Raw genomic sequence first — 11,837 nt, 5'->3', positions numbered from 1 at the left:
AAGGTCGGTCAGTATTGGTAATTGACTATTCCGTGTAAATATTATGTGGATTCTTGGGTGTGGTATCATAGGTAATGTCAAGAATTGAATATCGGCTTGTTCGGATGCGAATGCCATAAACCGGATTAGATACCGCTGAATCTGCCGGATCAATTGTTATCGAGGCACGTTCGATACAGTCCCTGAAAATGTTGGATTAAGGCAGTCGCAGGAGGCAGCTATGCAACGTGAAATGTATCGGGAAAGTCGAAGCGAATATCGCGGCCGTCCGAGCCGCTACGAAGACGATGATCGTTACGAACGCGGTCGGGATGGACGCGGCGGCTATGCGGAAAATGTCGGGCAAGGTGGCTATTTCGGCGACTACGAAGGCCATGCCGACATCGGGCGTCGCGGTGGCCAGATCCGCCACGAACGCGCGATGCGCGCACCGCGTGACGAATATGGCCGTTCGGAAGACGTCGGTCAGGGCGGCTATTTTGGCGACTATGAAGGCCACTCGGAGATCGGGCGTCGCGGTGGACAGATCCGTCACGAGCGCGCGATGCGCGCGCCGCGCGACGAATATGGTCATTCGGAAGATGTCGGTCAGGGCGGCTATTTCGGCGACTATGAAGGCCACTCGGAGATCGGGCGCCGCGGCGGGCAGGTCCGTCACGAGCGCGCGATGAACGCGCCGCGCGACGAATATGGCCATGCCGAAAATGTCGGCCAGGGCGGCTATTTCGGCGATTATGAGGGTCACTCCGAGATCGGGCGTCGCGGCGGCGAGATCCGCCATGAGCGCGCGATGCGCGCGCGGCACGATCTCGACGAACCCGACGAGCGCGGGCGTGGCGACGGCCGCCGCTACGACGGCCGCTCGGGCCGGGGTCGCTACGACTGACAGGATGACGGGGCGCTCCCTCGGGGCGCTCCGTTTCTTTTGGGAGCTTTCGTCATGACGAGAGGATTGGGCGGCCATTCGCCCGCCAATGTGAGCAAATATCTCAAGGGGATCGACTTCCCCGCGACACGCCGCGATCTCAGGCTGCAGGCCGAGGACAATGGCGCGGACCCCGATGTGATGGACGTGATTCTCAGCCTGCCCGACGACGATTATGAATCGATGGCCGATGTCATGGCGGCCTATGGCGAAGCGGCGCGCACGGCGCGCGGTGGCGATTGATCCGAAGGTTCGTCAATGACGCCCGGCCGCCGGTCCGGGCGTGAGCGGTGTCGGCCGCTCGACCTCGATCCGGTCGACCTTCTCGTCGTAGAAGCAGTAATAGTTCCTGATCCGCGGGCATTCGGGTAATGGATCGCGATACGACCAGACGGCATCCTCGATGACATGTTGGCCGATGCGCAGGTGCCAATAGGAGGCATTGCCCTTGTAAGGGCAGATGCTGGTGGTCGGCGAGGGGCTGAGCAGATCCGATCGCACGTCTTCGGGTGGGATGTAGCACCGCGGCGGCAACCCGGTTTCGAACAGGAACAGCCCATGCGTCGTGCTGGCGATCGTTTCGCCGGCAAGCGAGACATCGACCCGCCGGCTGCTCGCGCGAACGTCGACGCGATGATGCGGATCGCGCGGATGGCCGAAGATTTCCTCGTCTTCCTCGAACCAATGATCGATCTTGTCCCAATCGAACGCGATATGATCGGCGAGCAGTTCGGCATCGGGTGCGGGCTGCGCGAAACACCACGCCACGTCGTCGCGCACGCTGGCCGGCGTTTCGACCGACCACCAATCGGCGGTCCCGCGCCCCGCGCTGTCGGTGCGCCTGCCGCTTGGGCGGAGCAGATCGGTGCGCACGTCATCGCGCGGAAAATAATAGACCGGGGCATAGCCTTCGATCAGCAGCCAGGTCGCAATCGAATCCGCCAGCACAATGTCGCCGATCGTCGCGCGGACCCGTTTGGCGCTGGGCTCGATCGTAAAATGCGGATCGGTCATACGGTTCTCCTTCGGACGGGGACGGCGGGGTCGCGGCGATAGCTGTCGGGATAGATGGCGATTGTGCCGTCGACGGGAAGCGCGGTCAGATAGATGATGAACACCGGCACCGCCGCGGGAAGCTCGATCCGCTGCTCGCTTGCGCCGGTCGCGGGCGGCACCCGCCCGTCGAACAGCCAGCGCGCCAGCCGGTCGGCATCTTCGACCCTGACGCAACCCGAGCTGCGGCGACGATCGCTGCCGCGGAACAGATCCTTGTCGGGCGTATCATGGAGGTAGATGCCGAGCGGGTTGGGAAGCGCGAATTTGATCGATCCCATCATATTCCCTGCGCCGGGCAATTGCCGCATCCGCAGATCCTGCTGCCCGTCGGCGACCGCGCGCCAATCGACCTCGGCAGGGGGCAGGACCTGCGCGCTTTCCGCCCAGGACGAGAGCAATTCGATCCGCTCGGCGGCGAGAAACCCCGGGCCTTGGGCGAGCGCGCGCCGGCCGCGCTCACGCACCAGATCGGGCGGAACGTTCCAATAAGGGTTGCGCACCGCATACCGCATCACCCCGGCAAGCGCCGGCGTCGGCAGCCTTTGCTTGCCGACCACCACGCGCATGCTGCCCGCGGGGCGGCCGTGGTCGATCATCCATAATTGCGCCGAGGCGGTATCGACCAGAATATAGCGGGCACCCGGATCGGCGGGGAGCGCGCGGAGGCGATCCATATTGGCGAGGAGCAGCGCTTCACGTTTCGCGTCGGGCGCTGCCGCGCTTCTGGTCGCGGCGAGCGAAGCGCGCAGCGTGCGGTAGAGCGGATGCATGCGCAACGCCTCGCCGAGCGCGGGGATCGGGCTCGGTCGTGATCCGAGCAGCCCGGCGACGCGATGCCATTCGCGATCGGGGGACAGCGCCGGATCCGCATAGGCCATCGCATCGGCTGCGGCGGGGCGATGCAGGTCGCGGACATAAGCGAGAAAGGCGTGGGTGAGCGCGAGATCGAGCCGTGCCCGCGACGCGGCGGCGTCCTCTCCGCCCTCCAATCGCGCCGGAACCGCATAACGGCGCGGATCGAGCCCATCCGCTGCCGCGCCGCGCAGGATGATGAGCAGCGCCTTTCCCGTCGCGTCAATCCCTTGAGCGTCGGTCCATAAAGGTTGGTAGCCGCGCTGACGGTAAATGTCCGCGACCGCCGTATCGTCGGACTGCGCAAGCGCCTGTTTCAGCGCGCGTTTAGGTCCTGGAAGCAGGACCGCACCGCGCGCTGCGATCGCGGCGGGGTCGATCTGGTGCGTCGTCACCCCCATCGCCGCCGCGGAGACGCAGAAAGCCGCGGCGGGTGCCCCCCAATTGCGAAGTATGGCGCGTCCGCCCAACGGTCGGGCCGCGGACGCGCCACCTTTCACGGATCAGCCTCGTTCCCCGGCACGGGTGTTCGTGTTCGAATAGGATGATCCGCTGGTGCCGTTGTAGCTCGAGCTGTTGCTCGTGCTATAGCCATTGTCCATGCTGGTGTTGTTCGCCTGCGACGAATTGTTCGCGACGTCCTGCGCCATGGCGATGCCGCCGAGGGCGAGCAAGCCCAGGCCACTGGCAATTACGATTTTCGACAACATATATCAGCCTCCTTAGGTCCGCTGGGGAGGGCATAGAACGGGCGTTCGTAACCGGCGTTCCGCGAGATGCGCGCGTTCTTCAGCGAAATTGAGCTACGTTACAAGAATTGCTGAAGAACAAATATGGATTGATGCTGCCGATATCGCTGGCAGCGTCGCTTCTCTGCAGTCCAGCCGATCGCGCGGCCTCGATTACTCATGAGTCGGGCGTTCCCAGAATTGCCGTCATCGACAGCGGCATCGCCCGAACACCCGAGCTCGGGCCGCTGCTCGAGGCGGAATATGATCTCGCGACTGTGCCGGCGCGGCCGTCGTTCGCGCCGCGTTACGATCACGGCACGATGGTTGCGACGATCCTGTCGCGCGCTGCGCATCGCGAGGTGCGGCTGATCTCGCTGCGGATCGATGACCCGCGCGGGTGCCCGCCCGGGATCAGTCCGCCGTGCCAGCCGCGATCGGCGCCGATCGCCGACGCGATCCGCACCGCGACGCGGCTGGGGGTCGATGTGATCAATATTTCGCTCGCGATGCCGTCGGACCCGACGATCGCGGCGGCGATCCGCGAGGCCGCGGCGAAGCGGATCCCGATCGTCCTCGCCGCGGGCAACGACGGCCGCGATCACCCCGGCAATCTCGACGCTGCGCGCGCAGGCTATCCGATGGCGGTGCTGGTCGGCGCGACCGACGGACGCGGGAAGGTGTGGCAGCATAGCAACCGCCCCGATCGGCAGATCGCGGGCTATCGCTACACCTGGCAGCGCGGGGTCGACGTGCCGACGGCCGCCGCTGACGGCCGATCCACCCGCGGCACCGGCACGTCGTTCGCGGCACCGCGCGAAAGCGCGCGGATTGCCGGGCTCGCCCGTTCGGCGACGTGAGGCTTACCAATAAGGCCCCATGCCGTAACGGCTGTAATAGCCGAGCAGCGCCTCGCGATAATCTTCGCCGCCCAGCGACCGCAGCTCTTCGGCGCTGTAGCTTGGCGCATCCTTGAGCACCGCCTCGTCGAGCGGGACGACGAAGCCGTCGCGCTCGATATCATATTGCAGCACCGACCACGGCACCGGATGGAATTTCTCGCCGATGCCGAGGAAGCCGCCGAACGACATGATCGCATAGATCACCCGGCCGCTGGTCTTCTCGATCGACAGGTCGCTGACATGCCCGATCTTGGTGCCCGCGAGGTTATAGACCGGTTCCTTGAGCACGCGGCTCGACAGGACCAGCGGGTGCGCGGGCTGATCGAGGGTGCCGGCGGGGGTCGACAGGTTCATGATCGCATCTCCCAGATGTTCGCAATGAAAAGCTCAGGTCTATTCAACCAATGGGAGCGGGGCGCCGTTCCGGGATCGTCGCATTTCCCGTGCCGCGGTTCGTCGCGCGCGCGGTGCAGGGGGGCACAAAGCCGATCAGACACCGAAGGGATAGGTTTCCTCGGCGCCGGGGCGCGGTGTCGTGGGCAGCGGGGTCACCGCGCTGGTGGTGTCGAACCACAGCCAGGCATCGAACTGGCGCGGCAGGATCGCGGACGAATAATGGCTCCAGCGCTCGGTATCCGGGCGGTAGATTACCCCGATGAAGCGTTCGAGCCGCGGCGTCGTCAGTTGCTCGTCGAGCGCGGGATGCGTGCCCTCGCGCAGATCGAGCAGGAAGCGCGCGACCCCGCTGTCGTGGCATTGCCGCTCATAGCTGTCGGGGCGCGACGGATTGACCGTCTTGATCTCCATCGGCGCGTCCCAGTCGCGCGCCGCGGCGACGGTGCCGCGATGCGTGCCGAGCCCGATCAGCCGCGCCGCCTCGCCGTGATGCTCGCGGCACAATTGGCCGATGTTGAGCTCGCCGCGCGCCTGCCCCATTTCGGTGAAGCGCGCATCGCCGATATGGCTGTTGTGCGCCCAGACCACCGCCTTGGCGTCAGGCCCCTTGGCGGCGAGCAGCAGTTCGAGCGTGTCGAACATATGCGTGTCGCGCAGGTTCCAGCTCTCCGCCGCGCCGTGATACATCACGCGATAGTAATTTTCGGCATTGGCGATCAGCCGCGCATTTTGCGCCGCGTCGAGGAAAGCGTCGGGATCGCCGGCCAGATAGGCGCGTTGCTTGGCGAACAGATCGCGCAGCATCGTCACCACCGCTTCCTCGCACCGCGCAAAGCCTTCGTCGAGCGCCATCCGACCATATGCCGCCGGGTCGGCGCCCCACGGCGTGAGGCAGCCGTAACGTTCGCGCGCGATCGCCGCCGAAGCCGGATCGACGCGATCGAGATAGTCGATCACCGCGCGGATCGACCCGCTCATATTGTAGAGATCGAGGCCGTAGAATCCCGCCATTCGCTCGGTCGGCAGCCCGGCGTTATACGCGCGGAGCCAGGCGATGAAGGCGTCGACATCGGTGTTGCGCCACATCCAGGTCGGGAAACGCCGGAACGCCGGGCCCGCCGCGGGCTGCGCCGGCTTGTGGCGGACATGACGATCGAGTGCGGCTGCGTCGGGCCAATCGGCCTCCACCGCGACGATCGTGAAGCCGTGCCGCTCGATCAGCCATTTGGTGATCGCGGCGCGGGCGCGATAGAATTCGGAGGTGCCGTGGCTCGCCTCGCCGATCAGCACGATGCGCGCGTCGGCATAGCGATCGAATGCCGCGCCGAATGCGGGATTGTCGATCTCGGGCAGCGGCTCGGCCGCATCGCGGATGAGGTCGGCGAGCGCGGGTTTCGCAGGTTGCTCGACCAAGGCGTCGCTGCCCTTGTCGAGCGCCCAGCCATAAGCGCCGATCAGCGGCACGAACTGGACGTCGCCCAGATCCTCCTCGGCGAAATCATCGGCGCCGCACCGCGTCACGCGGATCAGCCGCTGGCGCGCGGAATCGCCGACCGGCATGACCAGCCGTCCGCCGATCTTGAGCTGGCGGCACAGCGGCGGGGGAAGCGTCGGGCCGCCGGCGGCGACGAGGATCGCATCGAACGGCGCCTGTTCGGGCCAGCCCGCGGTGCCGTCGCCGACGCGGATCTCGACATTGCGATAATCCAGCGCCGTCATTCGCTCACGCGCGAGCGCGGCGAGTTCGGCGTGGCGCTCGATCGCATGGACCTGCCCCGCGATCCGGCTGAGGATCGCCGCGGCATAGCCCGAGCCCGCGCCGATCTCGAGCACATGATCGCCGGCGCCGATCTGCGCGGCCTCGATCATATGCGCGACGATATAGGGCTGCGAAATGGTCTGCCCCGCCTCGATCGGCAGCGGCGTATCCTCATAAGCGAATTCGGCGAGCGGGGCGGGGACGAAGCGTTCGCGCGGCACCTCGCGCATCGCGGCGAGCACTGCCTCGTCCGCGATGCCGCGCGCGGCGATCTGGCTGTCGACCATGAAGTTTCGGCTGGTGGCTGTCGTGGGCATCGCTTCCCTCCACGGGACGATGCTCGATCAACGCATCAGGCGGCAATTCGCTGCGCCGCGCGCGCCTTCCGCCGGCGACCGGATCAGGCGCCGCGGGTCATTTGCACGGCAGCACGAGATGGAGCGTGAAATGGCCATCGTCCGTCTCGCGCACGACATTGCCGCCTGACGCCCGGATCAGCCGATCGATCAGCTCGAGCCCTTGGCCGCCCTCGCGCGGCGCGCCGAACACGGTGGGTTCGCGCCAGATGAGGCGCAGCAGATCGCCCTCGACCGCGCCGTTCACCTCGACCGAGCGTCCGTTCTTCAACGCGCCATATTTGAGGCTGTTGGTGGCCAGTTCGCCGAAGGTCAGCGCAAGCGCCTGCATCGCGCCGTCGCCGAGCAGCACATCGGGGAGCGCGCCGAACCGGATCACCTTGGCGCCGCCGTAGGCGCTGGTCAGCAGCGGGACGATCTCGGCGAAGCTCTTGTCGCGCGCGGGATCGAGCAGCAGGTCCTGCACCGCGGCGACCATCGCCAGCCGCTCGTTGATATCGCGCGCGAACGACTGGCATTCGGGATGCGATCGCGCCGCGATCGTCACGATCCCCGCCGCGGTGGTCATCGCGTTGCGCAATCGGTGGCGCATTTCGGCGCTGATCGTCGCGACGCGCTGGCGCTCGATCGATTCAGCGGTGATGTCGCGCGCGATGATCAGGCAGGCGGCGGCGTGGTTGCCGTCGATCGGGGTCGCGGTGACTTCCCACCAGCGCTGTTCGCCGTGCGGGCCGGGGCGCGTTGCCGAGAAGCGCGCCGCAGTGCCGCGGCGCACCGATTGCAGAGCATCGTGCGCCGCCCCCCGTGCTTCCTCGGGCCAGCGATCGATCCAGGATGCGCCGATCAGATCGTGCGGCGCGCTCAATTCCATCGCGCGCGCGCCTTCGCGGTTGACGAACAGGATCCGGCCGTCGCCGTCGAGAAACTGGATGCATTCGTGCGATTGATCGAGCAGCGCGGAAAGCAGCGCGTCATGCCCATCGGCAAACGCTCCAATCGGATCAGCCACCTGTCGTTCCCCTTGTCGGAGATGGCATATATGGATCGTCTCGATATGGGACAATTGCGCTATGTTAACCGGCGTTGCCCCGGCTGTCGATCCGATTGCAGCGGATCATCGCTCTATTGTCCTTTGTCTACCGCGATTTCGAGGCAGGTGAACCAACCTGCCTCGATCGGGCGCTCGCGGCGCGCGGTTAGCCTTTCAATGCCTTGACCTCGTCGAGATGCTTCTGGACGATCGGCGCGATCTCGCCCGCCGCCGCCTTGAGCGAGGGGACATCGCCATGCTTGGCGTAATCGCGCATCAGCGACAGCGCGTCTTCATGCGCCTCGACCTGGCCCGACAGATATTCGCGGTCGAACTCGGCACCGGTGAGCTTGCCCAGCTTGTCGAGCTTTTCCTTCTGATCCTCGGTCAAGGTCGGATCGGGGGTGATCGCGGCGGTCGCCTTGTGCGCCGCGGCCTTGATCTTGTCGGTCGATGCGGTGTGCGCCTTGATCATCTCGGCGGCGAATGCCTTGACCTTGGGGGAGGCGCCGTTGGTCGCGGCAAGCTTTCCTGCGGCGATTTCGAACGCGTCGCTCTTCGCCGCCTTGTCGGCGAATTCCTGCCCGTTCGGGGTCGGGGTGACGATATCGGCCGCCGCGCCGGCCGCATTGGCCGCGCTATTGCCGAAATCGGACAGCGCGCTGCCCGTTTCGTTGGCGGCCCCGGCGGGTTCGTTCGCATTGTTCTTGTTGCAGCCGGCGAGGCCGACGATCAGCAAGGCGGCGACAAGGGGTTTGTGCATCGTTTTCATGGGAAATATCCTGAATTGGGAGGAGAACGCGTTGGGTCGCGCCCCCCGTCAGACCATTTGGGAAGTGCGGGCGCCGGGCCGCACGATATCGCCGAGCGCCTCGCCGGCGCGGGCCGTCTCGCCCCCGCCTGCGCAATCGCCGATCGTGATCACGCCGACGAGCCGCTTGTCGCGATTGATCACCGCGAGACGATGAAGCTGGATATCGCCCATATTCTCGAGCACGTCGTCCAGATCGTCATCGTCGAAGCAATATTTCACGCTGTCGCTCATCACGTCGCGAATGCTGGAATCGGGCGGGTGCCCGGCGGCGACCCCGCGGATCGCGATGTCGCGGTCGGTGATGACGCCGACGAGGCGGTCGTGATCGGCAACCGGCAGAAAGCCCGCATCGATATCGGCCATGATCTGCGCCGCCGATTGCAGCGTATTGTCTGGCGTGATTACCTGGACGTCGGTGGTCATGCATTCGCGGACCCGCATCGCTCGCTCTCCCTTGGTTAAAGGTGGAATCGAGACTCTCGGCGGGCGGCAGAGTTCCTTCGCCGGCGAGAAATGCTGCGCAAATATGAAATATCCGGCGATAACAAACCTAGGTTAATAGGTTAGAATAGCCGAAGTGCTAATCTGCCGTAACTCGGGGCCGGTGCTGCTTCAATTCACCGTCGGTATTGCTGCGCGGCAATCCTGCATGCATTCGCGGCACATTTCGGCGCATAGCTGGCAATGGCCATGTTCGTGCCGTTCGCATTCCTCGGCGCAAAGCTCGCACACCCGCGCGCATGTATCGAGCAATGCGCGCAACGCCTCGGGATTGTGCCCGGTGCGCCGCACCGCGAGCTGCGCGGTGGCGGTGCAGACGTCGGAACAGTCGAGGCACGAGCGGATGCATTGCGACATGTCCATCGGCTCGGCGATACAGGCGTCGGCGCAGCTCGCGCACATCTCCGCGCAGAACATCGCGTGTCGCGCGGCGGTGGCGAGGGTTTCGTTGAAATCGTCGCCGACCTGCGGATGCAGCGCGATCATGCGGTGGATCGACATGTCCGGTTCCTTCTCAATGACGGATCGATTGCCCGCCCGCTGCTGCCCCGGCACCTGTCTCAACGATTATCCGAAGCGCAGGGTCCACCCGCGGCACGTGGGCCTTTCCACACCCAGGTTAGGAAGGTAAGGCCTTGGGAAAGGGAGGATATACATGCTCAAATCACTCTGGCTGTCCGCCGCGGCGGCGCTTGCGCTCGCCGCACCTTTGCCCGCCGCCACCCAGCCCGCCACACCGGCGGCGACGAGCGCAAGCGAGGACGCGCGGCTCTACGCTTTCCTCGACGGCGAATTCGCCGAAGAGTTCCGCGATCGACCGCAGCTCGCGACCCAGCTCGGCATGAAGGACGGGATCGACCGGCTCGACGATATCAGCGACGCCGCGGCGCTGCGCCGGCTCGAATGGCGTCGCGCCAGCGTCGCGCGGATGAAGGCGCGGTTCGATCGCGCCAAGCTGTCGCCCGATGCGCAGACCAATTACGATATCTGGGCGCTCGAACTCGATCGCGCCGAGCTCGGCTATCGTTTCCGCAATTATGCGCCGCCCTTCTATTCGTTCCTTTATTCGGTCCATTCGCGACTGCCCGATTTCCTGATCAACACGCATAATGTGCAGGATGCCGCCGATATGCGCGGCTATGCGGCGCGGCTGCGCGCGATGCCGGCGGTGCTCGACGAAGCGATCGCGCAGAGCCGCGTGTCCGACGGCAAGGGCATTCGCGCGCCCAAATTCCAGATCGAGCGCGTGATCGCGGGCAGCCGCGCGATCGTCACCGGCGCGCCGTTCGACAATGGCCCCGCGTCGCCCTTGTGGGCGGATGCCGAGGCCAAGGTCGGCAAACTCCAGAAGGCGGGGAAGGTCAGCGCGGCCGAGGCCGAGGCGTTGCTCGCCGATGCGCGCGCGGCCTTGCTGTCGATCAAGCCTGCCTATGAACGCGTCATCGCCTGGGCCGAGAGCGACCTGCCGACCGCGCCGAGCGGCCGCGTCGGCGCCGGATCGCTGCCGGGCGGGGCGGATTGGTATGCCGCGGCGCTCAAGCTCAACACCACCACCGATCTCACCGCCGAGCAAATCCACCAGATCGGGCTGAGCGAGGTCAAAAGGATCGAGGGCGAGCAGGACGCGCTCGCGCGGCAGGCGAGTTTCGCGGACCGCGTGGCTTATTATGCCGATCGCGAGAAGCGTAACCCGCCGCAGCCGTGGACCGACGCGCTGCGCGCCGACTATCTACGCAACGCCAATGCGGCGATCGCGCGCAACCGCACCTTGCTGCCCAAATATTTCGGCACGCTGCCCGAATATCGCATGGAGGTGGTGCGCGAGCCGTCGTTCAGCGAAGTCGCGGGCGGCGCGGCGCATGCCGCCGGGCCGAGCCGCGACGGCGCGCGGCCGGGGCGAGTCTATGTCCATCTGCTCGGCGACACCGGCGATCCCGCCCCCGATGCCACGATCGACCTGATGTGCCACGAGGGCGTTCCCGGCCATGTCATGCAGGGCGATATCCAGGTCCGCCAGACTGCCGGGCCGAAATTCCGCCAGTCGACGCGCTATGTCGCATTCGGCGAGGGGTGGGCGCTTTATGCCGAGGCCCTGTGCAAGGAAATGGGCGCTTACCCCGATGTCGCGAGCGATTTCATGCGGCTCGAGGCGGAATTGTTCCGCGCGGCGCGGCTGGTGGTCGATACCGGGATCCACGCCAAGGGTTGGACCGAGGATCAGGCGGTTGCCTATATGGTCGCGTCGGGGCGCGCCTCGCCCGATCAGGCGCGGTCGGAGGTGCGGCGCTATATCACGCTGCCGGCGCAGGCCACCGGCTATAAGATCGGCATGCTCAAGATCATGGAATTGCGCCGCAAGGCCGAAAGCGAGCTGGGCGCGAAGTTCGACATCAAGTCGTTCCACGATCTGCTGATCGGCTCGGGCTCGCTCCCGCTGTCGATCCTCGAGCGCAAGGTCGACGCGTGGATCGCCGCGCGTAAATGACGCGGTGACGGCCGGGCGCACGATCCGCGCCCG

At 65.9% G+C, this 11,837-nt stretch carries 13 protein-coding genes; 4 read left to right on the top strand and 9 right to left on the bottom strand.

The features are described 5' to 3' along the window. Positions 1 to 220 precede the first annotated feature (220 nt). The gene (locus BGN95_RS22775; protein WP_286774103.1) at positions 221 to 886 is read left to right on the top strand and encodes a hypothetical protein; all 666 of its coding nucleotides are present in this window, start codon (positions 221 to 223) and stop codon (positions 884 to 886) included. A gap of 54 nt (positions 887 to 940) precedes the next feature. Then, on the top strand, positions 941 to 1,168 hold the full coding sequence (locus tag BGN95_RS22770) for a DUF2795 domain-containing protein (RefSeq protein ID WP_265311621.1): 228 nt from the start codon (positions 941 to 943) through the stop codon (positions 1,166 to 1,168). Positions 1,169 to 1,180: 12 nt separating this feature from the next. Here the strand turns inward: BGN95_RS22770 and BGN95_RS22765 are convergent, their stop codons facing one another. Genes BGN95_RS22765 through BGN95_RS22755 form a run of 3 tightly spaced genes read right to left on the bottom strand, consistent with a single transcriptional unit; the run spans position 1,181 to position 3,543 of the window. Then, entirely contained in the window at positions 1,181 to 1,939 is a 759-nt protein-coding gene (locus tag BGN95_RS22765) for a DUF427 domain-containing protein (protein ID WP_286774102.1), read from the bottom strand. Beyond that, the gene (locus BGN95_RS22760) at positions 1,936 to 3,333 is read right to left on the bottom strand and encodes a L,D-transpeptidase scaffold domain-containing protein (RefSeq protein ID WP_286774101.1); all 1,398 of its coding nucleotides are present in this window, start codon (positions 3,331 to 3,333) and stop codon (positions 1,936 to 1,938) included. Before BGN95_RS22760 ends, BGN95_RS22765 begins: the two co-directional genes overlap by 4 nt. 3 nt (positions 3,334 to 3,336) lie before the next feature. Further along, on the bottom strand, positions 3,337 to 3,543 hold the full coding sequence (locus BGN95_RS22755; protein WP_286774100.1) for a hypothetical protein: 207 nt from the start codon (positions 3,541 to 3,543) through the stop codon (positions 3,337 to 3,339). 131 nt (positions 3,544 to 3,674) lie between these two features. Here BGN95_RS22755 and BGN95_RS22750 point away from each other — a divergent pair, with 131 nt between their 5' ends. Further along, positions 3,675 to 4,421, top strand: coding sequence for a S8/S53 family peptidase (locus BGN95_RS22750; RefSeq protein ID WP_286774099.1), 747 nt, complete (start codon positions 3,675 to 3,677; stop codon positions 4,419 to 4,421). Between the two features lie 3 nt (positions 4,422 to 4,424). On the opposite strand, the gene BGN95_RS22745 is transcribed toward BGN95_RS22750, so the two are convergent. The 6 genes from BGN95_RS22745 to BGN95_RS22720 all read right to left on the bottom strand — a co-directional run bounded on the left by BGN95_RS22745 (position 4,425) and on the right by BGN95_RS22720 (position 9,820). Next, positions 4,425 to 4,817, bottom strand: a complete 393-nt coding sequence (locus tag BGN95_RS22745) for a PRC-barrel domain-containing protein (RefSeq protein ID WP_286774098.1) — start codon at positions 4,815 to 4,817, stop codon at positions 4,425 to 4,427. A 135-nt stretch (positions 4,818 to 4,952) separates the two neighbouring features. Beyond that, positions 4,953 to 6,935: a protein-L-isoaspartate(D-aspartate) O-methyltransferase gene (locus BGN95_RS22740; protein ID WP_286774097.1), complete on the bottom strand. Its 1,983-nt coding sequence runs from the start codon at positions 6,933 to 6,935 to the stop codon at positions 4,953 to 4,955. 97 nt (positions 6,936 to 7,032) lie between these two features. Then, positions 7,033 to 7,983 (bottom strand): PAS domain-containing protein, encoded by a 951-nt coding sequence (locus tag BGN95_RS22735; protein WP_286774096.1) that lies wholly within the window; start codon positions 7,981 to 7,983, stop codon positions 7,033 to 7,035. A gap of 187 nt (positions 7,984 to 8,170) precedes the next feature. Beyond that, positions 8,171 to 8,776 (bottom strand): DUF4142 domain-containing protein, encoded by a 606-nt coding sequence (locus BGN95_RS22730; protein ID WP_265311614.1) that lies wholly within the window; start codon positions 8,774 to 8,776, stop codon positions 8,171 to 8,173. Positions 8,777 to 8,824: 48 nt separating this feature from the next. Then, the gene (locus tag BGN95_RS22725; protein WP_265311613.1) at positions 8,825 to 9,259 is read right to left on the bottom strand and encodes a CBS domain-containing protein; all 435 of its coding nucleotides are present in this window, start codon (positions 9,257 to 9,259) and stop codon (positions 8,825 to 8,827) included. A gap of 171 nt (positions 9,260 to 9,430) precedes the next feature. After that, positions 9,431 to 9,820 (bottom strand): four-helix bundle copper-binding protein, encoded by a 390-nt coding sequence (locus BGN95_RS22720; RefSeq protein WP_179514483.1) that lies wholly within the window; start codon positions 9,818 to 9,820, stop codon positions 9,431 to 9,433. A gap of 154 nt (positions 9,821 to 9,974) precedes the next feature. On the opposite strand from BGN95_RS22720, the gene BGN95_RS22715 reads away from it, so the two are divergent. Continuing rightward, the gene (locus BGN95_RS22715; RefSeq protein ID WP_286774095.1) at positions 9,975 to 11,804 is read left to right on the top strand and encodes a DUF885 domain-containing protein; all 1,830 of its coding nucleotides are present in this window, start codon (positions 9,975 to 9,977) and stop codon (positions 11,802 to 11,804) included. Positions 11,805 to 11,837: the final 33 nt, after the last annotated feature.

It is taken from the genome of Sphingomonas sp. 66-10 (genome assembly GCF_001897045.1).
Classification (GTDB): Bacteria; Pseudomonadota; Alphaproteobacteria; order Sphingomonadales; family Sphingomonadaceae; genus Sphingomonas; species Sphingomonas lycopersici.
Note: the sequence above shows the minus strand (reverse complement) of the source record. Positions and strands in the feature narration are given on the sequence as shown.